The organism is Nocardioides anomalus, assembly GCF_011046535.1.
Taxonomy (GTDB): domain Bacteria; phylum Actinomycetota; class Actinomycetes; order Propionibacteriales; family Nocardioidaceae; genus Nocardioides; species Nocardioides anomalus.
This window is the reverse complement of record NZ_CP049257.1, coordinates 4,180,955-4,206,664: the sequence shown is the minus strand read 5'-3', so window position 1 is coordinate 4,206,664 and position 25,710 is coordinate 4,180,955. Positions and strand designations below refer to the sequence as shown.

Genomic DNA, 25,710 nt, shown 5'->3' with positions numbered 1-25,710 from the left:
GCCCTGAGGTTACCCATCGCGCTGCTGGTACACGTCCGGGACTCCGTCCTGGTCGTCGTCGCGCTCCTCGATCTCGCACAACCGGCGGTAGGTGCGGTTGCGCAGCCGCAGCACGACCGTGGCCAGGAGGGCCGCGACGAGCGACCCGGCGAGCACCCCCACCTTGACGTGCTCGTCCCGCACGCTGCCGGTGCCGAAGGCCAGCTCGCCGATGAGCAGCGACACCGTGAAGCCGATGCCGCCCAGCAGCGCCATGCCGATGACGTCGACCCACGCCAGCTCGTCGTCGAGGTCGGCTCGGGTGAAGCGCGCGAGCAGGTACGTCGAGCCGGCGATGCCGATCGCCTTGCCGACCACCAGGCCGAAGACGATGCCGAGGGCGACCCGGTCCTGGAGCGAGTCTGCGAGGCCGCTGAGGCCGCCGACCGAGACGCCGGCGGCGAAGAAGGCGAAGACCGGGACCGCGACGCCGGCCGAGATGGGCCGCACCAGGTGCTCCAGGTGCTCGGCCAGGCCGGGCCCCGGACCCTCGCGCCGGCGTACGACGGGGACGGTGAAGCCGAGCAGGACGCCGGCGACCGTGGCGTGGACGCCCGAGGCGTGCACCAGCCCCCAGGTCAGCAGCGCGAGCGGCAGCAGGGCCCACGCGGGGAAGATGCGCCGCTGCACGAGCAGCGCGAACAGCCCGAGCGGCACGGCGGCGAGCAGGAGGTAGAGCGGCTGCAGCGCGTCGGTGTAGAAGAACGCGATCACGGTGATGGCCAGCAGGTCGTCGACCACGGCCAGGGTGAGCAGGAAGGTCCGCAGCCCGGCGGGCAGGTGGGTGCTGATCACCGCGAGCACCGCGACGGCGAAGGCGATGTCGGTGGCGGTCGGGATGGCCCAGCCCCGCAGCCCACCGTCCCCGCCGGCGTTCCAGGCCACGAAGACCAGGGCGGGCACGACCATCCCGCCGACCGCCGCCGCCACGGGCAGCGCGGCCCGGCGCGGGTCGCGCAGGTCGCCGGCCACGAACTCGCGCTTGAGCTCGAGCCCGGCCACGAAGAAGAACACCGCGAGCAGCCCATCGGCCGCCCACGTGCCGAGACTCAGGTGGAGGTGCAGCGACTCGGGCCCGATGGACCAGTCACGCAGCGCCGCGTAGTCCTCACTCCACGGCGAGTTGGCCCAGACCAGGGCGACGACGGCCCCGGTGATGAGCAGCAGCCCGCCGACGGTCTCGGCGCGCAGCAGCTCGGCGATGCGCGAGCTCTCGAGCCACGAGCCGCGCTCGAACAGGCGGCCACGGCGGGCGGGGGGACTCGGTCACGGTGGCGGCTCCGGGGTCGGCGGCAGACTGCCGACCAGACTTCCCGGCGCACCACCCAGGAGACTACGCGCTCGGGTTGGGCACCAGCATCTCGCGGGTGACCGAGGCCAGGTCGGCGGCACCGGTGAGGGCCATGGTCAGCTCCAGCTCGGCGAGCACGTTGCGGACGACCTCCTCCACGCCGCGCTGACCGGCGAGGGCCAGGCCGTACAGGTGGGGGCGGCCCAGCAGCACCGCGTCCGCACCGAGGGCGAGAGCGGTGAAGACGTCGGAGCCGGTCCGGATCCCGCTGTCGAGGAGCACGGTCGGCTCGTCGCCGACCTCCTCGCGGATCGTCACCAGCGCGTCGAGCGAGGCGATGGCGCCGTCGACCTGGCGGCCGCCGTGGTTGGACACGACGATCGCGTCGGCCCCGACGTCGTACGCGCGCCGGGCGTCGTCGGGGTGCAGGATCCCCTTGAGCACCACCGGCAGCCGGGTCCGCTCGCGCAGCGTCTCCAGGTGCGCCCAGCTCAGCCCGGGGTTGGAGTAGATGTCGAGGAAGGTCTCGACCGCCGCGCGCGGCTCGGGCGAGCGCAGGTTGTCCAGGAAGCGGCCCGGGAACTCGCGGGTGATCGAGAGCAGCGAGCGGATCGCGCCGAGGGTGATCACCACGTCGGACTCCGGGAGCGTGCCGTCGCGGACCGCGGCCACCCGCTGGCGCACCAGGTCGCGGAAGCGCGGGTCGGAGGTGTACTGCGCGATGCCCAGCCCCCGGCTGAACGGCAGCGACCCGAGGTTGAGGTCCTGCGGCCGCCACCCGAGCGTGGTCGTGTCGAGGGTGACGACCAGCGCGCTGGCGCCGGCGTCCTCGGCCCGCCCGATGAGGCTGTCCACCAGCGCCTCGTCGGTGCTCCAGTAGAGCTGGAACCACCACGGCGTCCCGCCCATCGCCGCCGCCGTCTGCTCGAGCGGGTTGCAGCCCTGGTTGCTGAAGACGTACGGCGTCCCGGTGGCCGCCCCGGCCCGGGCGATCTGCACGTCGCTGTCGCGGCCCATGAGCGCGCCCGCGCCCACCGGCGCGAGCAGCACCGGGCTGTCCAGGCGTCGCCCGAGCAGCTCGGTGGACAGGTCCCGCGTGGCCTGGCCGTGCGCCATCCGCGGCACCACCGCCCACCGGTCGAACGCCGCCCGGTTGGTGCGCATGGTCCGGCCCTCACCGGCCCCACCCGCGACGTACGCCCAGGCCTTGGCGCTCGAGGCCTCGCGCGCGCGGCGCTCGAGCTCGGCGAAGTCGGTGGGCACGGCGGGGCGCCGGCCGAGCACCCCGGCGCGGTAGATCTCGGACTGGCGGAGCCGGCCGAGGCCGGGGACGGACGTCACCGCGTCAGACTAGGTGGGTGGACGTCAGCGACCTCGTGCGGATCGTGCTCGTCGTGGTGGGCGTCCTCGTGGTCGTCGGGCTGCTGGTCGTGGCGTTCTTGATGTGGCGCTTCAAGATCCCGCCGCGCGGCGTGGTCGCGATGCTGGGCGCGCTGTTCTACCTGGCGCTGCCGGTCGACGTGCTGCCGGAGGTGCTCCTCGGGCCGTTCGGGCTCATCGACGACACCGGGGTGCTGGCCGGGGTCGCGATCTGGGTCTACAAGCTGACCCGGGCCCGCCGACGGCTGGTCGAGGGTGGGGTCATCAAGACCCGGCCGCCGCGCTGAGGCTCCTCGTCAGCGCTCGCAGCGCCGGACGCGCTCGGCGCTGCACCGGTCCCGGCCGCTGCCGCCGTTGGCGATGTCCCGGCCGCGCCCGCCGATGAGCGTGTCGCGCCCGGAGAACCCGCGCAGCCGGTCCTTCCCGCCCTGACCGCGCAGCGTGGCCTTGACCTTGCACGTGGGGTCGGGCTGGGCCGGCTGGCCGATCTGGGCCAGCACGTCGTTCCCGCCGTCGCCGGACAGCGTGACCCGGCAGCCGGTGACGCGCACGTCGTTGTCGGAGTCGTCGCCGCGCACGACCACGTCGCGACCCGAGGCCTGGACGTCCTCGGCGTGGACCGCCTTGGAGACCACGCCCTTCTGCACCAGCGTCCCCTCGGCCAGGTCGATCGCGAGGTCGACCGCGTCCTCGACCAGCAGCAGGTCGCTGCCGTCGCCCAGGTCGAGCTGGCTGCCCGCCGTGCCGGCCGTGGCGTTGAAGCTGAGGATGTCGTCGTCCGGCCCGAGGTCCACGACGACCGGCCCGTTGGCGTACGTCGTGAACGTGTCGCGCCCGGCGCCGGTCGCCACCGTGTCGGTCGCGGCGTCACCCGACGAGCGGACCGTGTCGCTCTGCGGCCCGCCGGTGAAGGTGTCCGCACCCGGGCCGAGGACGGTGTCGGTCGGGACGCCGGCCGCGGTGGTGTCGACGACGTCGTTGCCCGGGCCGGCGTCGACGCCGACCACGCCCGCGCCGCCGACGACGCAGATCGTGTCGTCGCCCTCACCGGCCAGCACCTTGGTGTTGGTCCCGGTCACCACGATGACGTCCGGACCGGGCGTGCCCTCGACCGTCCCCTCGCTCGCCTCGATCGTGGCGGCCTGGTCGCGGCAGGTCGTCGCCGCGTGCGCCGGCGACGGCGGACCGACGAGGGTGCCGGCCAGGACCAGGACGGGGACGAGGACGGTCGCGGGGAGGCTCGGCGCACGCACGCCGTCATCCTTCCCGGCCCGCGCCCGGCCACGCCACCCGGTCCGGACGAGGGGCGCTGCGTCAGGTGCGGTCGACCTGGGTGCCGCGCCCCGCGGGCGTCGCGCCGGCCGCGGCGCGCAGCTGCTGCTCGGCCTCCGCGGGGTCGGTGTCCGAGGGGATGACCAGGAGCCGCAGCTGCCGGCCGGAGGCCAGGACCAGGATCATCTGGTGGGTGTCGTCGCCCGGGAAGGACCCGGTCTTGACCGGACCCCGGGCGGCCTCGATGCGGCGCCGGCCCTTGCCGTCGACCACGCCGTCGTCCCAGTCGGGCCGCGAGAACAGCAGCCGGTGCACCCGGCCCACCTCGGTGGGCAGGTGGTCGATGAGGTCGGCCGCCTCGGCCCGCAGGTCGCGCGACCGGGGCCACCATCCGCCGTCGACGTGACCGGCTTCCGGGGTGTCTCGGAGCTGGACCCGGAGCGGGTCGCGCGGCGACCCGGTCGATGAGGTGGTGGCCTGGTCTGGTGACGCCGTCATGGCGTCCACCCTTCGCGCCGCCCTCGCGGGCTCGACGAGCCCGGCTCGGAAGCTGGTTGCCCCCAGTCTAGTCCTGGAGGCCTGAGCCGCCGGCCGGGCGCCCGCTCAGTCCTCGGCCTTGCCCGAGCTCATCCCGTCCGAGATCAGGTCCATGACCGAGCTGTCGGCCAGCGTGGTGACATCGCCGACCTCGCGGTTCTCGGCCACGTCCCGCAGCAGCCGGCGCATGATCTTGCCGGAGCGGGTCTTGGGCAGCTCGGGGACGATCATGATCTGGCGGGGCGTCGCGATCGGGCCGATCTCCTTGCGCACGTGCTTGCGCAGCTCCTCGACGATGTCCTCGCCCCCGTCTCCGGCCTCGTCCTTGAGGATCACGAACGCGCACACGGCCTGCCCGGTGTCCTCGTCCTTGGCCCCCACGACCGCGGCCTCGGCCACCTTGGGGTGGGAGACCAGGGCGGACTCGATCTCGGTGGTGGAGAGCCGGTGGCCGGAGACGTTCATGACGTCGTCCACGCGGCCGAGGACCCACAGGTCGCCGTCCTCGTCCTTCTTGGCGCCGTCGCCGGCGAAGTACCAGCCCTGCTCCTTGTACTTCGACCAGTAGGTGTCCACGAACCGCTCGTCGTCGCCCCAGATGGTGCGGAGCATGGAGGGCCACGGCTCGGTGAGCACGAGGTAGCCGCCGGAGCCGTTGGGCACCGACTCGCCCTCCTCGGTGACCACGTCGGCGCCGATCCCGGGCAGCGGGTTCATGGCCGACCCGGGCTTGCCCGCGGTGACGCCGGGCAGCGGGCTGATCATGATCGAGCCGGTCTCGGTCTGCCACCAGGTGTCGACGACGGGGGTCTTGTCCTTGCCGATGACGTGGCGGTACCAGACGTAGGCCTCGGGGTTGATCGGCTCACCGACCGAGCCGAGCACGCGCAGCGAGCTCATGTCGTACCGGTCGGGGATCTCCTGCCCCTGCTTCATGAAGGAGCGGATCGCCGTGGGTGCGGTGTAGAAGATCGAGACCTTCAGGTCCTGGACGATCTTCCACCAGCGGCCCTTCTCGGGGGTGTCCGGCGTGCCCTCGTAGATGACGCCGGTGGCGGCGTTGGCCAGAGGCCCGTAGACGAGGTAGCTGTGCCCGGTGACCCACCCGACGTCGGCGGTGCACCAGTAGACGTCGGTCTCCGGCTTGAGGTCGAAGACCTCCCAGTGCGTGAACGCCGCGCCGACGAGGTAGCCGCCGGTGGTGTGCAGGATGCCCTTGGGCTTGCCGGTCGAGCCGGAGGTGTACATGACGTAGAGCGGGTGCTCGGAGTCGAAGAACTCGCACGCGTGCTCGGTGCTGGCCTCGCCGACCGTGTCGTTCCACCAGACGTCGACGTCGTCGTCCCAGTCGACGTCCTGGCCGGTGCGCTTGACCACCAGGACCTTCTCGACCTCGCCGCCCTGCTCCTTGACCTTGGCTCGGGCCTCGTCGACGGCGGGCTTGAGCGCCGAGGGGGCGCCGCGGCGGTAGCCGCCGTCGGCGGTGATGACGACCTTGACCCCGCAGTCGACGACCCGGGTGGCGAGGGCGTCGGAGGAGAAGCCGCCGAAGACCACGGTGTGCGGCGCACCGATGCGCGCGCAGGCCAGCATCGCGACGACCGTCTCGAGGATCATCGGCATGTAGATCGCGACCCGGTCGCCCTTCTGCACGCCGAGCTCGGTGAGCGCGTTGGCGGCCTGGCAGACCTCGTCCTTGAGCTCGGCGTAGGTGACCGAGCGGGTGTCGTCCTCGGGCTCGCCGATCCAGTGCAGCGCGACCCGGTCGCCGAGACCGTTCTCGACGTGGCGGTCCAGGCAGTTGTACGCCGCGTTGATGGTGCCGCCGACGAACCACTTCGCGAACGGCGGGTTCGACCAGTCCAGCACCTGGTCCCACGTGCGGTCCCAGTGCAGCCGCTCGGCCGCCTCGGCCCAGAACGCCTCCCGGTCCTGCGCCGCCCGGTCGTAGGCCTCGGCCCGGACGTTCGCGTCGGCCGCCAGCTCCTCGGGCGGCTCGAACCGGCGGTCCTCCTTGGACAGGTTGGACAGGGTCTCCTCGGTGCTGGTCACAGGTGCGCTCTCCTCGTCCGGGGTGTCACTCGTCACGCTAGTCCGCACTGAACAGGCTGGCGACGGGTGGTTGCCAGAGGGTTGCGCCGGGCGGTCGCCGCGCTGCGGTGAACGGGCCCGCCGGGGCTACCCGAACCGCTGGGCGAGGTCGTGCCCGCTCGGTGGTGTCGGCAGCCCGAGCGCTCCGGCGGAGACCGGCTGCGCGGTCGGCGTACTGCCGGCGAGGTAGAACACCACCCGCTCGACGTCGTCGCCGATCAGCTCGTGCAGGGTCGTGTACGCCGCGCGCAGGGCCCGCTCGAAGGCCGCGACGTCGGCCACGTCGATGGTGCCGGAGAGGGCGCCGGCCTTGTACTGCAGGTGGTTGTACTGCACCGGCTGGCCGAGCGCCTCGGAGACGGCGGCGGCGATCTGGTCCGGGTCGCGCCGGCGGCGGGGGATGAGCCTCACGGCTCCATCATCACCGGCTCACGGCTGGGGCGCGCGGCTCACCGGCACGTCGACCGCGGTCACCGTCCCGCCGGGAGCGACGAAGAAGCGGCCGAGCGAGGACTGGTACTGCCGCAGGATCTCGCCCTCGGGCGTGTTCGCGCCGAGCTCGTCGCGCACCGAGTTCGCGTACTCGACGTAGCTGTGGTTGGTCGCGGCGTCCCAGAAGTGGCCCGGGTTGTCGAGCACGACGCCCGCCTGCGTGCTCGGGAACGGCGTGCTCCCCGTCTGCAGGCCGCCGAGGTCGAGGCGCGGCACGATGTCGGTGGCGTGCTGGACCTGGAGCACCTGCACCGACGGGTCGATGCGCAGGTGGTCGATCGGCGCGCCGTAGGTGAGCACGTTGGTCACGCCGTACTTCTCGACGAACGAGTGGTCGGCCGCGAGCGTGCCTGCGATGATCCCGCCCTGGCTGTGCCCGACCAGCATGACCGGCGAGCCCGGCGGGATGTGCGCCTGGTCCATGGCCGCCCGCACCGACTCCGCCGCCGCCGACGGGTTGCCCGCGACCAGGGCCAGGTTGGCCGTGAGGTCGCGTCCGGTGGCGCCGGCCGACGGGTTCCAGCTCTCGGTGCCGGGGATGCACACGACGTACGCCGGCGTGCCCGTCCCGTTGTCGACCCGGGTGATCCGCACGTCGCCGTTGCTGCCCGGCGCGCTGCCCACCTGGTAGGAGTCGGTGACGCCCTGCATGAGCGACGGCAGGTCGTGCGGGCGGGCCACGACGGGGGAGTACTGGCTCGCGGCCGTCGGGTCGGTGGGGGCCGCGACCGGCGTCCCCGCCACGCCCCGGCCCTCCTCGAACCAGTGGTGGTTCTCGCCGGTGATGCCGTCGTAGACCGCGCCCACACCCGAGCCGACCGTCCCCAGCGCGCTGGCCGCCAGCGCGGACACCGACCAGTCCTTCTCGCCGGTGAGGACGTCGTCGAGCTTGGCGACGAAGTCCCCGGCGTGCTCGCCCGTGCGCACCAGACCGCGCAGGAAGTTGCCGACGTGCCGGTCCAGCCAGCCGAGGACGCCGCCCCGCTCACCCCCGCCCGGGGTCTGCGGAGCGGAGACGCTGCCCGCCGTACCGGTCTGCCCGCCGTCGCCTGAGACCTGGTCCTGCGCCTCGGCCTCGTGCTTGAGCAGCGTCGCCACCGCCGTGAGCAGCTGCGCGGCTCCGGTCCAGCGCCGGGCGCTGGCTGCTCTGCCACTCGTCGCGGTGGGTGTCGGCGTCGACCCCGATCCACTCCAGGACCGTGATCACCGCGTCCAGCCGCTGCGCCAGCTCGGTGATCTGCTGCGCCCCCTGCGCCAGCGTCTCGCCCGCCGCCCGCCCGGCGTCGGTGTCCATCCCCAGGGTCGTCACGACGCCACCTCCGCCGCCGCCACGAGGACCTCCATCGCGCCGGTGACGTCCCAGATCAGCAGGTCCGCCACTGCGCCCGGAGCGGCCAGCCGGAGGTCGGTCCGCCCGTCCGGCAACGGCGTCGCCGACCACAGCTCGTCGTCGGTCGCGAACCACGTCCGCAGCGCCACCTCGCCCCCCGGCAGGCTGGCTACCGCCACGCTCACCATCGCGCGGCACTCCCGGTCCCAGCCCTCGCCGGGCCGGCGGTCCGGGTCGGGCGAGGGCAGACCGTGCGGATCGGCCCTGAGGTGCGCGAGCTCCGGCAGGACGGCCCGCACCGTCGGCCAGAGCCGCGACGCCTCGAACGTGGTCACCAGGCCGTCCTCGACCGCCACCCCCCGGCTGCCCACGAGCTGGAGGTCCACCCGGCGGGTCACGTCGTCGTGGGCCACCACCAGCCGGATGCCGATCTGGGGCGGGTCCTGCGGGGGCGGCGACTGCGTCATGGCTGGACGCTAAGGCGATCCGCAGGTGCTCGGGCAGGTGGAAGGTTCCGGCTTCTGTGCTCGCCGCCGAGAACTTGTAACGCTCAGTTACGGGAACTGTCGACCCGTTGCAACGGGTCGACAGTTCCCACAACTGAGCGTTACAAGTGCGTGGTGCGGGACCCGATCGTGGCCGCACGCACCTGGTCACGGCACGGGCGAGAAGTGGCGGTGCGAGCAAGTGACCCACCGCCAACGACGCCACCGGCCGGAGCCCCTAGGGACCCCGGCCGGCGTACGCCACGAACGTCGGCCTAGTGCGAGCTCGCCTGCTCCGCACCAGCACCCGTCAGCGCGCGGACCTCGAGCTCGGTGTACCGCTCCTCCGCGTCCGGCTCGCGCGACGTCACCGTCCCGATGTAGCCGAGCAGGAAGCCGAGCGGGATGGAGACGATGCCCGGGTTCTCCAGCGGGAACCAGCTGATGTCGATGCTGGTCGGCAGCAGCGAGAGGTTCTTGCCGGCCGGGTCCAGGCCCTTGCCCGAGACCACCGGCGAGAAGATCACCAGCCCGACGGCCGAGATCAGCCCGCCGTAGATCGACCACAGCGCGCCGCGCGTGTTGAAGCGCCGCCAGAACATGTTGTAGAGGATCGCCGGCAGGTTGGCCGACGCGGCCACCGCGAACGCCAGCGCGACGAGGAACGCGACGTTCAGGCTCTTGGCCGGGATGGCCAGGACGATGGCGATCGCACCGATGGCGGCGGCGGAGATGCGGGCGACCCGGAGCTCGTCCCGCTCGGTGGCCTCGCCGCGCTTGACCACGTTGTTGTAGATGTCGTGGGCCACCGAGGTGGACGAGGCGAGGGTGAGACCGGCGACCACCGCGAGGATGGTCGCGAAGGCCACCGCCGCGATCAGGGCCAGCATGATCGCGCCGCCGGTGGACCCGTCACCACCGCCGACCGCCTCGGCCAGGAGTGGTGAGGCCAGGTTGCCGCCGGAGGCCGCGACCTCGGCGTACTTGCCCTCCGAGAGCAGCGCCGCGGCGCCGAAGCCGAGCACCAGCGTGAACAGGTAGAAGGTGCCGATCAGGCCGATGGCCCACAGCACCGACTTCCGCGCGTCGCGTGCGGTCGGCACGGTGTAGAAGCGGATCAGGATGTGCGGCAGCCCGGCGGTGCCCAGGACCAGTGCGATGCCGAGGCTGAGGAAGTCGATCTTGCTGGTGCCGGTGACGCCGTACTTCAGCCCGGGCTCCAGGAAGGCCTGGCCCTTGCCGCTGTTGGACGCGGCGGTGCCGAGCATGTCGGAGACGTTGAAGTTGAACTTGGCCAGCACGAGCACGACGATCAGCGCCGACCCGGCCATCAGGAGGAAGGCCTTGACGATCTGGACGTACGTCGTGCCCTTCATCCCGCCGACGGTGACGTAGAAGATCATCAGCACGCCGACGCCGGCGATGGTGATGTTCTTGGCCGCGTCGCCGTCCACGCCGAGCAGCAGCGAGACCAGTGCGCCGGCGCCGACCATCTGCGCGAGCAGGTAGAAGATCGACACCACGACCGTCGAGGTCGCCGCGGCCTGCCGCACCGGGCGCTGGCGCATCCGGTAGGCCAGCTGGTCGGCCATCGTGTAGCGACCGGAGTTCCGCAGCATCTCGGCCACCAGCAGCAGCGCGACCAGCCACGCGACGAGGAAGCCGATGGAGTAGAGGAAGCCGTCGTACCCGCTCAGCGCGATCGCGCCGGAGATGCCGAGGAACGACGCCGCCGACATGTAGTCGCCGCCGATGGCCAGGCCGTTCTGCAGACCGCTGAAGCCGCGGCCGCCGGCGTAGAAGTCCGCCGCGCCGGAGGTCTGGCGGCTGGCCCAGATCGTGATCCCGATGGTGACGGCGACGACGAGCAGGAACAGGACGGTGGTGAGCCCTTGGTGGTCCACGTCAGGCGTCCTTCCCTGCGACGTACTCCGCTTCGAGCTTCTGGGCGAGCGGGTCGAGCTTGGCCGTGGAGTAGCGGCTGTACATCCAGGCCAGCACGAACGTCGTCACGAACTGCAGGAGCCCGATCACCAGGGCGATGTTGACGTTGCCGACGACCTTCGTGCTCATGAAGTCGTGCGCCCAGTTGGAGAGCACGACGTAGAGCAGGTACCAGGCCAGGAAGGCCACGGTGGCCGGGAAGACGAAGCTGCGGTACCGCTTGCGCAGCTCGATGAAGTCGGCCGACGCCGCCAGCCGGTCGTAGGCCGGGTCGTTCACCTCCGACTGCGCGCGTGACATGCCCTGCGTCATCGCTACCCCCTCCGGGTCCGGGCGCCTGCGGCACCCCTGAGTGATGCCCGTCACGGTAGGGACGGCGCTCGGGAGCCGGAATCGGCGCGCGCGCGGGCTGCGCCGAGCGCCGGCACCGCATCGATGAACGGTCGGAACGGCGCGACGAGCGGTCAGCTGCGGTCGAGCGGGACGACCTCGGGCGTGTGCAGCCGGACCATGAAACGGCGGGCGTGGACCGGCACCCGGTCCCGGGTCGTGAGCGACACCGCGACCATCGTGCCGAAGGCCAGCGGCACGCTCCACGCCGCCGGCTGGCCGAGCAGCACGTCGCCCCAGGCCTCCGGCGCGCCGTCGTACAGCGTCCAGCCCACGCCGGCCGCCGAGCCCAGCCCGCCGACGAGCAGCCCGGCCACCGCGCCGGTCGGGGTCAGCCCGTGCCACCAGATGCCGAGCACGAGCAGCGGGCAGAACGTCGAGGCGGCGACGGCGAAGGCCAGTCCCACCGCGCGGGCCACGGACAGGTCGGGGGCGAGCACGGCCGCGGCGAGGGGTACGCCGACCGCCACCGTCGCGCCGACCCGGAAGGCCGAGACCCCGGAGAAGCGCGAGCCCAGCACGTCCTGGGCCAACACGCCGGACACCGCGATGGCCAGCCCCGAGGACGTGGAGAGGAAGGCCGCGAACGCGCCCGCCGTGACCAGCCCGGTGAGCAGGTCGCCGGCGAGCCCGTCGAGCATCAGGCGGGGCAGCTCGAGCACGACGGTGTCGTCGGCGTCCGCGCCGTACGCGCGACCGAGCGCGGCGTACACCGGCGGCAGCAGGTAGAACAGGCCGAGCAGGGCCAGCACGGCCAGCGTCGTGCGGCGCGCGGCCCGGCCGTCGGGGTTGGTGTAGAACCGCACGACCACGTGCGGCAAGCCCATGGTGCCGAGGAAGGTCGCCAGCACGATCGAGTACGTCGTGTAGAGGCCCCGGCTCCCCCTCGCCGAGGGGCAGCGACCAGCCGGCTCCGCCACCGGTCGGGGACGGCGACCCGTCGCCGGCCCACACCACCAGCAGCACGGCCGCGGGGACGAGCAGGGCGGTGAGCTTGAGCCAGTACTGGAACGCCTGCACGAAGGTGATCGAGCGCATCCCGCCGCTGCTCACGTTGACCACGACGACCGCGCCGACGACCAGCGCGCCGACCCACGCCGGCGCGTCGACCGCGGCGGTGAGCGTGAGCCCGGCGCCCTGGAACTGCGGCAGGAGGTAGAGCCAGCCGATGGCCACCACCAGCACCGAGCAGAGCGCGCGCACCCGCCGCGAGCCGAGCCGGGCCTCGGCGAAGTCGGGCAGCGTGTAGGCGCCGCTGCGGCGCAACGGGGCGGCCACCAGGACGAGCAGGACGAGGTAGCCGGCGGTCCAGCCGATGGGGTACCACAGCATCTGCGCGCCCGCGGTCAGCACCAGCGCGGCGACGCCGAGGAAGGACGCGGCGGAGAGGTACTCCCCGCCGATCGCGCTGGCGTTGAGACCCGGCCGCACCGACCGGGACGCGACGTAGAAGTCGCTGGTCGTCCGCGAGATGCGCAGCCCGTAGACGCCGATGGCCAGCGTGGCCAGGCTGACCACGAGCAGCGCGACCAGGCCGGGCACGCCGTCGGTGCTCACTCGTCCTCCAGCACCTGGAGCAGGAGCACGAAGTCGTGCTCGTTGCGCTCCGCCCGCCGGACGAACCAGCGACCGAGCACCAGCAACCACGGGTAGACGAGGACCCCGAGCAGCAGCCAGGCCAGCGGCAGCCCGAGCACGTGCCGCGCGGCCAGCGAGGGGAAGAGGTGGAACACCAGGGGCAGGCTGCCGACGCTCACCGCCAGCACCCCGAGCACGCGGACGGCGAGGTAGAGTTGCTCGCGCAGCAGGCTGCCGACGTACACCTCGCCGAGGGCGGTCTGCTCGTCGATGTCGCCGGTGCGGGTCCGCGGCGCGTGCGCGCGCCGCGGCGGCCCGGTCACCCGGACGCGGGCGGGTCGCGGCTCACTCACGGGTACGCCGCCCGAGCAGCTCGCGCAGCTGGCGGGTGTGCCGTCGGCTCACGCCGAGCTCGGTCGAGCCGGCCACCACCACGGTGCAGCGGCCCTGCTCCATGCGCACCTCGGTCACGTGCCGCAGCGCCACGAGCAGCGAGCGGTGGATGCGCACGAAGCCCGCGCCGGCCCACTCCTCCTCCAGGGTCGTGAGCGGCACGCGGATGAGGTGGCTGCCGGTCGCCGCGTGCAGCCGCGCGTAGTCGCCCTGGGCCTCGACGTGGGTGACGTCGCGGCGGTCCACGAACCGGGTCACGCCGCCGAGCTCGACCGGGATCTGCACGTCCTCGACCGGCGCCGGCGCGCGGTCGCCGCCCTCGATGACCCGGCGCACCGCCTCGGCCAAGCGCTCCTCGCGCACCGGTTTGAGCACGTAGTCCACCGCGCGCAGGTCGAAGGCCTCGACGGCGTGCCCCTCGTGGGCGGTGACGAAGACGACCGGCGGCGGTGTGCGGAAGCGCGCCAGCACCTGGGCCAGCTCCAGGCCGGTCAGGCCCGGCATCTGGATGTCGAGGAAGACCGCGTCGACCTCGCGCTCGTGCAGGGTGCGCAGCGCCTCGGTGGCCGAGTCGCAGGCGATGACCTCGCCGATCCGGTCGTCCTGGTCGAGGAGGTACTCCAGCTCGCTCAGGGCCGGCCGCTCGTCGTCGACCACCAGCACCCGCAGCGGGGTCATGTGGTCACCCCCGGCGCGAACTTCGGCACCCGCACGGTCACCTTGGTCCCGGCGCCGGGCGCGGTCTCGACGACCAGGCCGTAGTCGTCGCCGTACGTCGTGCGCAGCCGCGCGTCGACGTTGCCGAGGCCGACTGAGTCCAGGCTGGCGTCGCCGGCCAGCGCGCGGCGTACGCGCTCCGGGTCCTCGCCGGCCCCGTCGTCCTCGACCTCGATCAGGCAGTCGCTGCCGCGGTCGTGGGCCTGGATGGTGATGGTGCCCGTGCCGTCGGCGCCCTCGAGACCGTGGCGCACGGCGTTCTCGACCAGCGGCTGGATGCACAGGAACGGCACGGCGACCGGCAGCACCTCCGGCGCGATGCTGAGCCGGACCGACAGCCGGTCGCCGAAGCGGGCCTGCTCGAGCAGGAGGTAGCGCTCGATCGAGTGCAGCTCCTCGGCCAGCGTCGTGTGGTCGCCGTGGCGCCGGAACGAGTAGCGGGTGAAGTCGGCGAACTCCAGCAGCAGCGACCGCGCGCGGTCCGGGTCGGTGCGCACGAAGCTGGCGATCGCGTTGAGCGAGTTGTAGATGAAGTGCGGGCTGATCTGGGCCCGCAGCGCCCGCACCTCCGCCTCCATCAGCCGGGTCCGGTTGGCGTCGAGCTCGGCCAGCTCCAGCTGTCCGCTGACCCACTGCGCGGTCTCGTCCGCGGCCAGGGCCAGCCCGGCGGTGGGGTACGGCGCGAACGCGACCAGCGTGCCCACGATCCGCTCGTCGACCACCAGCGGGCTCACCACAGCCGTGCGGACCGGGCAGCCCGGCACGTCGCAGGGCAGGTCGCCCCGCGAGAAGCTCTGGGTCCGGGCCCTCTCCACCGTCGTGGCCACCAGCGCGGGCACCTGGTCGCCGTGGTGGCCGCCCTCGCCGTCCCAGGCCAGGCAGGTGGCGGTGTCGGTGACCGCCAGCGCCGGCGTACCGAGGAGGTCGCGCAGGTGGCGCACCGCACGCTCCGCGCTGGCCGTCGTCAGCCCCTCGCGCAGCGCCGGCGAGGCCAGCGACGCGGTGTGCAGCGTCCGGAAGGTGGCGCGGTCGGCCTCGGTCCCGAGGTGTGTCCGACGCCACACGCGCATGCGGACAGCATGACCCACGCGGGCCGGGCGGCCCCGCAGGTCAGCCGCCGAGGGGCGCCGTGGGCAGCGGGAGCGTGGTGTTGCGCTGCTCGCCACCCTGCACCCAGGTCACCCCGAGCCGGGTGAACAAGCGCGTGCCGGTGGGGCCGGTGCGCACCCGGTGCAGGCTGAACGTCGCCGGGTAGCGGCGGAACGTCCCCGCGGCGCAGGTCGGCTCGCAGTCGTTGACCACGAGGGTGCCCGAGCCGCGGGCCTGGTGCCGGGTCCAGGACCGCCAGTCGGTGATCCTGGCGTACTCGTCGGCATCGCCGCAGGCGCTGAGGACCTTGCGCGGGACCTGGGTGGCGTGCTGGCAGTCGGCGATGACCTGGGTGTCGCCCTGGATGCCGGCGCGCGGAGCGGCCTGGGCCGTCGGCGCGAGGGCGGCGACGAGACCGACGGCCACCGTCGCGGCCGCGAGAGGAGTGCGGATGCTCATGTGTCTGGGATGCGCGGCGCGGGCCGCGGGTTGCCTAGGGCAGGGTCGTGAACCCGTACGACGCGCGGTAGCCGGCCTCGTCGATGCGCGTCAGCAGGGCCTCCGGGCGGCCGCCGGGTCCGGTGACCACGTCCTCCGGCACCCCGGGCAGGCGCAGCACCTCCTCGCCGGTGGTCACGTCCAGGACGATCGCGCAGGACCCGTCGGGCGCCTCGGGCTGGCGGCACAGGTAGTTGGAGTAGGCGAGACGGCCGCTGGTGCGCCACCCGCCGACGCCGTCCTCGAAGGCCCAGCGCTGCTCGCCGGTGGCGATGTCGATCCCGACGCTGCGCTGGTCGAGGAGCCGCTCGACCAGCAGGACGCCGCGCGCCGAGGCGTACACCTGGGCGCCGCGGTCCTCGGCGCCGCCCTTCCACAGCGTCCGGCCGGTGCTGGTGTCGAGCAGCAGCGGCGCGCCGTCGAGCGGGTCGAGGGCGATCCCGTCCGCCACCGGGATCGCGCTGTAGCTGTCGCAGGCCTGGGCCTCGCGCTGCCGGGGCTGGGTGCTGAGGGTCCGCTGCCACAGCTGCCGGCCGTCCAGGTCCCACGCGGTGATCCGCTGCCGGCAGCCGCTGGCCGCCCGGACGTCGGTGTCGCCCTCGCCGACCACCACCCCGCCGTCGGCAGGGCTGAGCAGGCCGCCGCCGGGCACGTCGATCTCGGCGCGCACGTCCCCGTCCGGGGTCAGCACCACGAACCGCGGGTCGTCGGCGCGCGGGAAGGTCTGCAGCAGCGTGAACCCGTCTCCGGGCTGCGCGATCTCGACGTTCGCCCACGTCGCGAGGGTCCAGGCCACGTCGCCGGTCGCCGGGTCGTACGCCGTGAGCGTGCACTCGCCCAGCGCGCCGGTGTGCCGGCCGGTGCAGGTCGGTGCGACCACGTGCTCGCCGTCGGAGAAGACGTAGCCGCTGGTCGACTCCCGCGTCCACCGGACCTTCCCCGTCGCGGGGTCGAGCCCCTGCACCAGGTGCGCCCGGTAGGTCGTGTCCGGACTGCCGGGCTCGACCGGACTCGCCACCGGGACACCGTCGACCACGAAGCCGCGGAACGCGTCGGAGCGACCCTGGACCCGCCACACGTCGCGGCCCTGGGCGTCGAGCCGGGCCACCGCCTGGGTCTCCAGGCCGAACCACCCGCGGCCGGCGGGCTCGAGGCCGATGGGCTGACCGCGGTGCACCGCGCTGCGCCAGGCCAACGGGTCGAGCGCGGGCTCGGGCGGCTCGGTGGGTGCGGGCGAGGGGGTAGCCGTCGCGGTGGTCGTGGTCGGGCTCGCCGACGGCGCCGGGTCGGCCGCCGGCTCGTCGTCCCCGCTGCACCCGCTCAGCAGGACCACGGCGACGAGCCCCGGGACGAGCAGGCGGACGCGGGTGGGCACGGGGGCGTTCTTCCCCCCGGTGCGGGGGGCGAACCCCTGCCCTACGGAACCATCCAGTCCAGCACCGGCGTCGACTGCAGCCACACGATCACGCACATCACCGCGAGCAGCAGCAGGCTCCAGCCGATGACCTTGCGGAAGATGTCGCCCTCCTTGCCGGCCAGGCCGACGGCGGCCGCGGCGATGGCGAGGTTCTGCGGGCTGACCATCTTGCCGAGCACGCCGCCGGAGGAGTTGGCCGCGGCCATGAGCACCGGGTCGAGTCCGGCGCCCTGGGCGGTCTGCACCTGCAGCGCGCCGAAGAGCGCGTTGGCCGACGTGTCCGACCCGGTCACCGCGACGCCGAGCCAGCCCAGGATGGGCGAGAGGATCGCGAACGCGCCGCCCGCACCGGCCAGCCACGCGCCGAGCGAGCCGGTCTGGCCGGACAGGTTCATCACGTAGGCCAGGGCGAGGACGGCCATCACCGTGACGATGGCGGACCGCAGCTCGACGTAGGTCTTGCCGTAGGTGCGCACCGCCTGGCCCGGGCTGACCCTGAGGATCAGCGCCGTGATGATCCCGGCCAGGATCATCAGCGTGCCCGCCGCGGGCAGCCAGTTGAGGGTGAAGTTGGTGGTGCTCACCGGGTCGCCGGCGGGGTTCAGCACGTCGAGCCCGGGCCAGGCGAAGATCCTGGTCCACGGCTCCTTCGCCAGCTGCTCCTTCACCGCGGTGATGTTGGTGATCGAGAAGATCGCGATGATGACGAGGTACGGCGCGTAGGCCTTGAGCACGTCGGTGCCGGTGTCGGTCGTGGGCTTCGTGGCCACGCCGCCCCCCGCCGGTCGGAGCCGAGCCGGTCTCCTCCCGCGGCTCGGCCGGCAGCACCTCGGGCGGCTGCCAGACCCGGAGCAGGAGCACGACGGCGCCGGCCGCGACGAGCGAGGCGATGATGTCGGTGAGCGGGACGGAGATGAAGTTCGACGCGACGTACTGCGCCACGGCGAAGGCCACCCCGCAGGTCAGCGCCGGCAGCCAGGTGTTCCGGACGCCGCGCCGGCCGTCGACGATGTAGACGAGGATCAGCGGCACCACGACGGCGAGCAGCGGCGTCTGCCGCCCGACCATGGCGCCGAGGGTCTCGGTGTTGAGCCCGGGGTCGTCGCCGGCGCCCGAGGTCACGGTGCCGAGGGTGACGATCGGCGTCGCCAGGGCACCGAACGCCACCGGCGCGGTGTTGGCGACGAGCGCGACGACCGCGGCTTTGATCGGCTGGAAGCCGAGGGCCATCAGCATCACCACGGTGATGGCGACCGGGGTGCCGAAGCCGGCCAGCGCCTCGAGCAGCGCGCCGAAGCAGAACGCGATGATGATCGCCTGCACGCGCTGGTCGGGGCTGACCTTCTCGAACGATCGGCGCAGCACGTCGAAGTGCCCGCTGGCCACGGTCAGGTTGTAGACCCAGATCGCGTTGATGACGATCCACAGGATCGGGAAGAAGCCGAACGCCGCGCCCTCGGTGGCCGAGAGCAGGGCCTGGTCGACCGGCATGCCGAAGGGCAGCACGGCCACGAGCAGGGCGACGACGAGCGAGGCCAGGCCGGCCACCCAGGCCTTCATCTTGAGCCCGCCGAGCAGCACGAACAGGGCGAGCAGCGGGAGCGCCCCGCACAGCGCGCTCAGCGCGAGCGAGTCACCGACGGGCTGGAGATCCTGCTGGAACATGCCCGGGCGGTGCCCGATGTGTCGCCCGTCACACCCTTCGGGGTGGGCGGGCGGTCGGTGGCGGCGTCAGCGGAAGTCGATGAGGAGCATGTCGGTAGACGAGCCGTCGCTGACCTGCCCGTCCTCGCCGCCCTCCGCGGGCTCCTCGGACTTCAGGGGCAGGGTCGGGACCACGCGGTCCAGCACCTCGGCGCGGAAGCAGCTGGCGGTGTAGGGCAGCTGCATGCCGTCCATGCCGCGGCCGTACTCGTCGTAGAAGGCCAGCACCTCGGCCATCTTGGCCTCCTGCTGACCCTCGCTGAGCACGGCGATGTTGGAGCGCGAGCGGACCAGGTCCTGGACGGTGCCGCGGTCCACGACCTGCCAGAAGCGGTACGCCGCCTCTTCGGTCTCGCCGAACAGCTTGCTGCGGGTCAGCAGCTCGGCCGGCTCGGTCAGCCGCTCTTGGGTGCCGATGATCTTCCCGAGGCGCTTGACCCACGGGATGCGCTCGTCGCGCTGGTTCCAGACCAGGCTGACCCGGCCGTGCGGCCTCAGCACCCGCGCGATCTCGGGCAGGGCGCGGGCGGGGTCGAACCAGTGGAACGCCTGCGCGCTCACCACCACGTCGTAGGAGCCGTCGCCGGCCGGGATCTCCTCCGCGGTCGACTGGCTGACGCGGACGTCGGGCAGGTTCTTCTGCAGCAGCGCGAGCATCTGCGCGTCGGGCTCGGTGGCGTGCACGTCGTGACCCAGCGCGACGAGCTGCTCGGTGAGCTTGCCGGTGCCGGCCCCGAGCTCGAGCACGCGCAGCGGCTGCTCGCCGGTCAGCCAGACCACGGCCTCGCGCGGGTACGTCGGCCGCCCCCGGTGGTAGGCGTCGGCCACCCCGCCGAACGAGCGGGCCGGCTCCCTGCTCTGGGACGTCTCGTCGGTGCTCATCGGAGCCCACGGTAGTCGCTGGATAGCGTTCTCCCCGTGAGCCATCCCGACGACCCGCTGGCTCGCTTGGCCACCCTCGAGGGCGTGCCCTCCGCGTTCGCCGCGGCGCGCGACGGCATCGACGTCGTGCTGCGCGACCGGGGGCTGCGGCGCACGTCGCCGGAGCAGACCGCCGAGTCGCTGCTGCGCGGCGCGCACGCGTCCGCGGTGCTCGAGGGGTCTGCGTCCTCGCTCGGGGAGATCCGCGACGGGACCGGCGACGCCGTGGCCGCCGACGCGGTGCGCCTCTCCACCTCTCTGCTCGCGCTGGCCCCGACGCTGTCGCGCTCGCCGCTCCAGGCGCTGGCCCGGCTGCACGCGCTGGCCGCCGGGTCCACGCTCGGCGCCGACGAGGTCGGCCGCCCGCGCTCGTCCGAGGCCGCCGAGCGGCTCCAGGGCGTGGCCCGGCTGCTGTCCTCCCAGACCGCCGCGCCGGCGCTGCTGCTGGCCGCGGTGGTGCACGCCGAGCTGGCCACCACCGCGCCGTTCGCCTCGCACAACGGGCTGGTCGCGCGGGCCGCCGAGCGGCTGGTCCTGGTCGCGCGCGGGGTCGACGAGAAGTCGCTCACCGTGCCGGAGGCCGCGCACCTGGCCCTGCGCCCGGCGTACGAGTCGAACCTGGGCGCCTACCGCGACGGCGCTGCGCCCGGGGTGCACGCGTGGCTGCTCTACGCCGCCGAGGCCTACGCCGCCGGCGCCGAGGCGAGCCCGCTGCGTCGGACCGCCGAATAGTCGCACCCACCCGCCAAGATCCTCTCTGCACCAGGGGATTTCAAGGCCTTGCCGCGCCCGCCCGATGGGCGTAGACAGGGTGCTCAGAACTCCAGAGCAGCACGTGAGCCGGGTACCCACGCGGCGATCTACCCTTCGCAGAGGGCGCTGTCTCGTCGGACCCCAGGTCCGCGACAGCAGTCGGATGCACGCCTGGTAGCCGGGCGCACGTGCCAGCGGTGGCACTCGAGGTCCTGGACCTCGGGTGCCACCAGCGCGTTCAGGCCTCGCGACGCCGCTTGGCGCTGGCCCACAGGACGCTGCCCGCGACCACCGCGCCGCCGAAGGCGAGCGCGGCGAGGGTCTGCTTGACCGGGACGCCGCTGCGCAGCGCGACCGGGCGGGTGAAGACCAGCACCGGCCAGCCGCGCTCCTTGGCCGCTCGGCGCAGGTCCTTGTCGGGGTTGACCGCGTGCGGGTGGCCGACCGCCTCGAGCATCGGGATGTCGGTGACCGAGTCGCTGTAGGCGTAGCTGGCCTCGAGGTCGTATCCGCGCAGGTCGGCGAGCTCGAGGATGGCGCGGGCCTTCTCCTCGGCGTACGCGTAGTAGTCGATGTTGCCGGTGTACTTGCCGTCCACCTCCTCCAGGCGGCTGGCCACCACGAGGTCGGCGCCGAGCATCGCGCCGATCGGCTCGACGACCTCGGTGCCGCTGGTGGAGACGATGACGACGTCGCGGCCGGCGAGGTGGTGCTCGTCGATGAGGCTCACCGCCTCGTCGTAGACGAGCGGGTCGACCACGTTGTGCAGCGTGTCCGCGACGATCTCGCGCACGGTCGCCACGTCCCAGCCGCCGACCAGCTGGGACATGAAGGCGCGCATCTTCTCCATCTGGTCGTGGTCCGCGCCGCCGACGAGGTAGACGAACTGTGCGTACGCCGAGCGCAGCACCGCGCGCCTGGACAGGAGGCCGCCGGCCTGGAACGGGCGGGAGAAGGCGAGGGTGCTCGACTTGGCGATGATCGTCTTGTCGAGGTCGAAGAAGGCCGCGCTCTTCCCGGCGCTCACCCACGCGTCGGCGGCCATGGCTCCATCGTAGGGATCCCGCTGGTGTCCACAGGGCCTTTGCTGATCTGGGTTCTCCACAGGCCCGCCGCTCGGCCCCTCGCGCCGTCGGCTCGCGCGGGGATCGTCCTGGCATGGACACCACGCCCCGACCGCTCATCGCCACCGCCGACGCCGCCCTGGCCGAGGAGCTGGCGCGGCTGGCGGCGGCCGCGGGTGCGCCGGTCGGTGTGGTGTCCTCGGCGGACGCCGTGCTGGCGGCGTGGGCGCTCGCGCCCGTCGTGCTGCTCGGTGCCGACCTCGCCCCTGCGCTCGTGGCGCTCGCGCCGTCCCGGCGACCGGGGGTCCTGCTCGTCGGCTGGGCGCCGGCGCCCGGCGGGGCCTTCCGCGACGCGCTGCTCGTCGGGGCCGAGAGCGTCGTCGAGCTGCCCGCGGGCGGTGAGCAGGTCGCGGAGCTGCTCACCGATCTCGGTGAGGTCGGCCGCCCGGAGGGCGCGGTGCTCGCCGTGGTCGGTGGCTCGGGCGGGGCCGGCGCCACCACCTTCGCGTGCGCCCTGGGCCAGGTCGCCGCGCTCGCGGGCCCGGCGCTGGTCGTCGACCTCGACCCGATCGGGCCGGGCTGCGACGTGGTGCTGGCCCTCGAGGACGCGCCCGGTGTCCGGTGGGACTCGCTGGGCACCGCGTCCGGCCGGCTCAGCGGCCGCTCGCTGCGCGAGGCGGTGCCGCGCCGCGACGGCACCGGTGTGCTCGGCTGGCCGCCGCTGCCCTGCGCGCTCGACCCGGGAGCGGTCCGCGAGGCGCTCTCGGCGGCTCGCCGCGGCCACGACACCGTCGTGGTCGACCTGCCCCGCCACGGCGACCTGGTCCACGAGACGGTCGCCCGGGCCACCCTGACCTGCGTCGTCGTCGCCCCGACCCCGTCCGGGGTCGCCTCGGCGGCCCGGTGGGTGGCCGCCCTGCCGGACCGGAGCCGGGTCGGACTCCTCGTGCACGGGCGCTGTCCCGATCCGGCCCGGGTGGCGGCCACGGTCGACGCCCCGGTGCTCGCCGTGATGCCCCCGCAGCGGGGGCTGGCCGAGTCGGTGGACCTCGGCCTCGGGCCGGTCCGCTCGCGCCGCGGCCCGCTGGCGCGCGCCGCCCGCTCGGTGCTGGCCACTGCCGCGCCGCGGGCGGTGGCGGCGTGAGCACCGCCGAGCTCGACGCCGAGCTGGTCGACCAGGTCCGCGAGCGGCTGGCCGGCCGGCCCGGCGACCTCTCCCCGCACCGCGTGGCCGAGGCGCTCCGTGCCGCCGGCCGTCCGGTCGGCGACGCGACGGTGCTGGCCGTGCACGAGGCGCTGCGCCGCGACGTGGTCGGTGCGGGGCCGCTCGAGCCCCTGCTGCGGCTGCCAGGCGTGACCGACGTGCTCGTGAACGGGCCACGCCAGGTCTACCTCGACCGCGGCGCCGGGCTCGAGGCGACCGGCGTGACGTTCGCCGACGACGAGGCCGTGCGGCGCCTGGCCCAGCGGCTGGCCGCGGCCGCCGGCCGTCGGCTCGACGACCAGACCCCGTTCGTCGACCTCCGGCTGGCCGACGGCACCCGCTGCCACGCCGTGCTCGCCCCGGTGTCTCGACCGGGCACCACGATCTCGCTCCGCGTCCCGCCCTCGCGCGCCTTCGCCCTCGACGAGCTGGTCGCCGTCGGCACGCTGACCGCCCGCGGCGCCGAGCTGCTCCGTGCGCTCGTCGCCGCCCGCGTCGCCTTCCTCGTCACCGGCGGCACGGGCACCGGCAAGACCACGCTGCTGGCCGCGCTCCTCTCGCTCGTCGACCCGAGCGAGCGCATCGTGCTGGTCGAGGACGCCTCCGAGCTCCGGCCCGACCACCCGCACGTCGTCGGGCTCGAGGGCCGCCCGGCCAACGTCGAGGGCGCCGGCGCGATCCTGCTGACCGCGCTGGTCCGCCAGGCCCTGCGGATGCGCCCCGACCGGCTGGTCGTCGGCGAGGTCCGGGGCGCCGAGGTCGTGGACCTCCTGGCCGCGCTCAACACCGGCCACGACGGTGGCTGCGGCACGGTGCACGCCAACTCCGCCGCCGACGTGCCCGCCCGGCTCGAGGCGCTCGCGCTGGCCGCCGGTCTCGACCGCGCGGCCCTGCACAGCCAGCTGGCCGCTGGTCTCGGGGCCGTCGTGCACCTGGCCCGGGGTCGCGACGGGCTGCGCCGGGTGGCCGAGGTCGCCGTGCCGCGCCGCGGCGCCGACGGCCTGGTGGCCATGGTCCCGGCGGTGACCTTCGGGGCCGGCGGCGAGCTGTGGGAGGGCGCCGGCGCGGCCGAGCTGGCCGGGGCGCTGGGCCGGTGAGCCCGCTCGTCGTGGCCCCGCTCGCCGCCGCCCTCGCCGTCGCCCTCCTGTTCCCTGCGCCGGCCCGGCTCCCACGTCCCCCCTCACGCTCGCTCGCTCCGCTGCGGCCCGCGCTGCTCGCGCTCCCGCTGCTCGCCGCCGCGCCGTGGCTGCCGCCCGACTGGCTGGCCCCCGCCGCCGTGCTCACCGCGGGCGGTTGCGTCGGCTGGCTGCTGCACCTGCGCCGCCGCTCCCGACGCGAGGCCGACGCCGCCGGCCGCCGGGTCCTCGACACCTGCGAGCAGCTCGCCGCCGAGCTGGCCGCCGGCCAGCCGCCCGGCGCCGCGCTGGCCCGCTCGGCCGAGGACTGGCCCGACCTCGCGCCGGTGGCCGAGGCCTTCCGCGTCGGCGCCGACGTCCCTGCGGCCTTCCGCGGCCTCGCGGCCCGACCCGGCGCCGGTGACCTGCGCCTGCTGGCCGCGGCCTGGTCCGTCGCCCACCGCACCGGCCAGGGCCTCGCCGACGCCGTCGACCGCGTCGCACGCGACCTGGTCCAGGACCGCGCCACCCGCCGCGTCGTCGACGGCGAGCTGGCCTCGGCCCGCGCCACCGCCCGCCTGATCGCGCTCCTGCCGCTGGCCGCGCTCGCCATGGGCTCGGGCGTCGGCGGCGACCCGTTCGGCTTCCTGCTCCACTCACCACCGGGGTGGCTCTGCCTGGCCGCCGGCCTCGCCTTCGGCCTGGCCGGCCTGTGGTGGATCGAGGCCCTGGCCCGCGGCGTGGACCGCGCCCCGTGACCGGCGTCCTGCTCTCGGCCGGGCTCGCCGCGGCGGCGGCCGCGGTCCGCTGGGCCGTGCCCGCCGCGGCGTCCGTCGCCCCGCTCGTGTCGACCGGGCGGCCGCTGCCGCCGCCGCCGAGCGTGCCGGTTGCCGCCGACGTCCGCCGCTCCGCTCGTGTCGACCGGGCGGCCGCTGCCGCCACCGCCGCGCGTGCCGGTCGTCGCCGCCCTCGGTGTGGACCGCGCCCCGTGACCGGCGTCCTGCTCTCGGCCGTGCTCGCTGCGGCGGCGGCCGCGGTCCGCTGGGCCGTGCCCGCCGCGGAGTCCGTCGCCCCGCGCGTGTCGACCGGGCGGCGGTTGCCGCCACCGCCGCGCGTGCCGGCCGTCGCCAAGCCCGGCGTGGACCGCACCCCGTGACCGGCGTCGTGCTCTCGGCCGTGCTCGCCGCGGCGACCGCCGCCCTGCTCGTGCCGGCCAGGCTCCGGCTGCCGTCACCTCCACCAGTGGCCGTCGTCGCCGCTCCCGAGCCGGAGCGCGACTGGCTGCGTCGGTGGCGGGTGCTGTGGTCCGCCCTCGCGGCGCTGGCCGCCGCGGTGTTCCTGGGCAGCGCCCTCGGCCTGGTCGCCGCTCCGGTGGCGGCGATCGCGGTCTGGGTCGTCGTCGAGCGCTCCGAGCCCGCGGCGGTGCGCCGCGACCGCGAGCTGGCCCGCCGCGACCTGCCCCACGTGGTGGGCCTCCTGGCCGACGCGCTGCGCTCGGGTCAGGCGCCGGTCGACGCGCTGACGGTCGTGGCCGGCGCGCTGCCCGGGCCGGCCGCGCGGCGCCTCGCCGAGGTCGTCCCCCGCCTCCGGCTGGGCGTCGACCCGCAGCAGGTGTGGACCGACCTCACCGCCGATGCGGCCCTGGCCCCACTCGGTCGTGCGCTCGGCCGGGCCCACCGCACCGGGTCGCCCGTCGTCGCCGCGGTCGAGCGTCTCGCCGAGGAGCTCGCCCGCACCGCCCGCGCCGAGATCGAGGACCGCGCCCGCGCCGTGGGCGTGAAGGCCGCCGTCCCCCTCGGCCTCTGCCTCCTGCCCGCGTTCGTCCTCATCGGCATCGTCCCCGTCGTCGCCGGCCTGCTCACCAGCCTCGGCCTCTGACCGCCACCTGCCCTCCACAACCACCCGCCCCGGCCCACCTCTCCACAGCGGCCGCTCACCCCGCCCCACGCACCGCCCGTTCCCGGCAGCGTCGGCCGTACCCCGGCCGCACCCGCGGCCACCTCACG

General features: G+C 74.4%; 26 protein-coding genes and 2 pseudogenes. 7 read left to right on the top strand and 21 right to left on the bottom strand.

The genetic code is table 11. The annotated features are described in order from the left end of the window. Positions 1-9: 9 nt before the first annotated feature. Both nhaA and G5V58_RS20965 read right to left on the bottom strand, forming a co-directional pair. The gene (gene nhaA, locus G5V58_RS20970; protein WP_329957584.1) at positions 10-1,242 is read right to left on the bottom strand and encodes a Na+/H+ antiporter NhaA; all 1,233 of its coding nucleotides are present in this window, start codon (positions 1,240-1,242) and stop codon (positions 10-12) included. Between the two features lie 130 nt (positions 1,243-1,372). Next, a complete protein-coding gene (locus G5V58_RS20965; protein WP_230486809.1) occupies positions 1,373-2,671 on the bottom strand; it encodes a lactate 2-monooxygenase in 1,299 nt (432 codons plus the stop codon). A gap of 17 nt (positions 2,672-2,688) precedes the next feature. On the opposite strand from G5V58_RS20965, the gene G5V58_RS20960 reads away from it, so the two are divergent. Continuing rightward, entirely contained in the window at positions 2,689-2,997 is a 309-nt protein-coding gene (locus tag G5V58_RS20960) for a DUF1232 domain-containing protein (RefSeq protein WP_165236946.1), read from the top strand. A 9-nt stretch (positions 2,998-3,006) separates the two neighbouring features. On the opposite strand, the gene G5V58_RS20955 is transcribed toward G5V58_RS20960, so the two are convergent. From G5V58_RS20955 to G5V58_RS20880, 18 genes and pseudogenes are all read right to left on the bottom strand, one after another. After that, a complete protein-coding gene (locus G5V58_RS20955) occupies positions 3,007-3,963 on the bottom strand; it encodes a calcium-binding protein (RefSeq protein WP_165236944.1) in 957 nt (318 codons plus the stop codon). 61 nt (positions 3,964-4,024) lie between these two features. Continuing rightward, on the bottom strand, positions 4,025-4,480 hold the full coding sequence (locus G5V58_RS20950) for a DUF5994 family protein (protein WP_165236942.1): 456 nt from the start codon (positions 4,478-4,480) through the stop codon (positions 4,025-4,027). Between the two features lie 105 nt (positions 4,481-4,585). Continuing rightward, complete coding sequence (acs, locus tag G5V58_RS20945; RefSeq protein ID WP_165236939.1) at positions 4,586-6,571, bottom strand: acetate--CoA ligase; 1,986 nt, start codon at positions 6,569-6,571, stop codon at positions 4,586-4,588. A 126-nt stretch (positions 6,572-6,697) separates the two neighbouring features. After that, positions 6,698-7,021 (bottom strand): hypothetical protein, encoded by a 324-nt coding sequence (locus tag G5V58_RS20940; protein WP_165236937.1) that lies wholly within the window; start codon positions 7,019-7,021, stop codon positions 6,698-6,700. A gap of 18 nt (positions 7,022-7,039) precedes the next feature. Beyond that, entirely contained in the window at positions 7,040-8,200 is a 1,161-nt protein-coding gene (locus tag G5V58_RS20935; protein WP_165236935.1) for a PGAP1-like alpha/beta domain-containing protein, read from the bottom strand. 207 nt (positions 8,201-8,407) lie between these two features. Further along, entirely contained in the window at positions 8,408-8,899 is a 492-nt protein-coding gene (locus tag G5V58_RS20930) for a hypothetical protein (RefSeq protein WP_165236933.1), read from the bottom strand. A 293-nt stretch (positions 8,900-9,192) separates the two neighbouring features. Continuing rightward, positions 9,193-10,821: a solute symporter family protein gene (locus tag G5V58_RS20925; protein ID WP_165236931.1), complete on the bottom strand. Its 1,629-nt coding sequence runs from the start codon at positions 10,819-10,821 to the stop codon at positions 9,193-9,195. Between the two features lies 1 nt (position 10,822). After that, positions 10,823-11,173: a DUF485 domain-containing protein gene (locus tag G5V58_RS20920; RefSeq protein WP_165236929.1), complete on the bottom strand. Its 351-nt coding sequence runs from the start codon at positions 11,171-11,173 to the stop codon at positions 10,823-10,825. Between the two features lie 152 nt (positions 11,174-11,325). Further along, a complete protein-coding gene (locus G5V58_RS26475; protein ID WP_268991241.1) occupies positions 11,326-12,102 on the bottom strand; it encodes a sodium:solute symporter family transporter in 777 nt (258 codons plus the stop codon). A 172-nt stretch (positions 12,103-12,274) separates the two neighbouring features. Further along, positions 12,275-12,682 (bottom strand): annotated as a pseudogene (locus G5V58_RS26470) (sodium:solute symporter family transporter); the annotation flags it as partial. A 122-nt stretch (positions 12,683-12,804) separates the two neighbouring features. Beyond that, on the bottom strand, positions 12,805-13,182 hold the full coding sequence (locus G5V58_RS20910) for a hypothetical protein (protein ID WP_165236927.1): 378 nt from the start codon (positions 13,180-13,182) through the stop codon (positions 12,805-12,807). Then, positions 13,175-13,900 (bottom strand): LytR/AlgR family response regulator transcription factor, encoded by a 726-nt coding sequence (locus G5V58_RS20905; RefSeq protein WP_165236925.1) that lies wholly within the window; start codon positions 13,898-13,900, stop codon positions 13,175-13,177. The genes G5V58_RS20910 and G5V58_RS20905 overlap by 8 nt, the downstream gene beginning before the upstream one ends. Beyond that, entirely contained in the window at positions 13,897-15,009 is a 1,113-nt protein-coding gene (locus tag G5V58_RS20900) for a sensor histidine kinase (RefSeq protein WP_165236923.1), read from the bottom strand. The genes G5V58_RS20905 and G5V58_RS20900 overlap by 4 nt, the downstream gene beginning before the upstream one ends. A 40-nt stretch (positions 15,010-15,049) precedes the next feature. After that, on the bottom strand, positions 15,050-15,487 hold the full coding sequence (locus G5V58_RS20895; protein WP_165227622.1) for a hypothetical protein: 438 nt from the start codon (positions 15,485-15,487) through the stop codon (positions 15,050-15,052). Positions 15,488-15,521: 34 nt separating this feature from the next. Then, complete coding sequence (locus tag G5V58_RS20890; protein WP_165236921.1) at positions 15,522-16,901, bottom strand: outer membrane protein assembly factor BamB family protein; 1,380 nt, start codon at positions 16,899-16,901, stop codon at positions 15,522-15,524. A 41-nt stretch (positions 16,902-16,942) separates the two neighbouring features. Next, on the bottom strand, positions 16,943-17,713 hold the full coding sequence (locus tag G5V58_RS26465) for an L-lactate permease (protein WP_268991279.1): 771 nt from the start codon (positions 17,711-17,713) through the stop codon (positions 16,943-16,945). Between the two features lie 88 nt (positions 17,714-17,801). Then, positions 17,802-18,608, bottom strand: a pseudogene (locus tag G5V58_RS26460) (L-lactate permease); the annotation flags it as partial. A 66-nt stretch (positions 18,609-18,674) separates the two neighbouring features. Beyond that, on the bottom strand, positions 18,675-19,529 hold the full coding sequence (locus G5V58_RS20880) for a class I SAM-dependent methyltransferase (RefSeq protein ID WP_165236919.1): 855 nt from the start codon (positions 19,527-19,529) through the stop codon (positions 18,675-18,677). Positions 19,530-19,565: 36 nt separating this feature from the next. Between G5V58_RS20880 and G5V58_RS20875 the strand changes: the two genes are divergently transcribed. Next, the gene (locus G5V58_RS20875; protein WP_165236917.1) at positions 19,566-20,300 is read left to right on the top strand and encodes an oxidoreductase; all 735 of its coding nucleotides are present in this window, start codon (positions 19,566-19,568) and stop codon (positions 20,298-20,300) included. Between the two features lie 259 nt (positions 20,301-20,559). On the opposite strand, the gene G5V58_RS20870 is transcribed toward G5V58_RS20875, so the two are convergent. Then, positions 20,560-21,366, bottom strand: coding sequence for an HAD family hydrolase (locus G5V58_RS20870; protein WP_165236915.1), 807 nt, complete (start codon positions 21,364-21,366; stop codon positions 20,560-20,562). A gap of 113 nt (positions 21,367-21,479) precedes the next feature. Here G5V58_RS20870 and ssd point away from each other — a divergent pair, with 113 nt between their 5' ends. The 5 genes from ssd to G5V58_RS20845 are packed head-to-tail and all read left to right on the top strand — an operon-like array spanning position 21,480 to position 25,582. Further along, a complete protein-coding gene (ssd, locus tag G5V58_RS20865; protein ID WP_165236913.1) occupies positions 21,480-22,529 on the top strand; it encodes a septum site-determining protein Ssd in 1,050 nt (349 codons plus the stop codon). After that, positions 22,526-23,686 carry a TadA family conjugal transfer-associated ATPase gene (locus tag G5V58_RS20860; protein ID WP_165236910.1) on the top strand — a complete coding sequence of 387 codons (1,161 nt, stop codon included), beginning with the start codon at positions 22,526-22,528 and terminating at the stop codon, positions 23,684-23,686. The genes ssd and G5V58_RS20860 overlap by 4 nt, the downstream gene beginning before the upstream one ends. After that, positions 23,683-24,462 (top strand): type II secretion system F family protein, encoded by a 780-nt coding sequence (locus G5V58_RS20855; protein ID WP_165236901.1) that lies wholly within the window; start codon positions 23,683-23,685, stop codon positions 24,460-24,462. Before G5V58_RS20860 ends, G5V58_RS20855 begins: the two co-directional genes overlap by 4 nt. Further along, on the top strand, positions 24,459-24,860 hold the full coding sequence (locus tag G5V58_RS20850; protein ID WP_165236899.1) for a hypothetical protein: 402 nt from the start codon (positions 24,459-24,461) through the stop codon (positions 24,858-24,860). Before G5V58_RS20855 ends, G5V58_RS20850 begins: the two co-directional genes overlap by 4 nt. Beyond that, positions 24,857-25,582 carry a type II secretion system F family protein gene (locus G5V58_RS20845; RefSeq protein ID WP_165236897.1) on the top strand — a complete coding sequence of 242 codons (726 nt, stop codon included), beginning with the start codon at positions 24,857-24,859 and terminating at the stop codon, positions 25,580-25,582. The genes G5V58_RS20850 and G5V58_RS20845 overlap by 4 nt, the downstream gene beginning before the upstream one ends. The last annotated feature ends 128 nt before the right edge of the window (positions 25,583-25,710 follow it).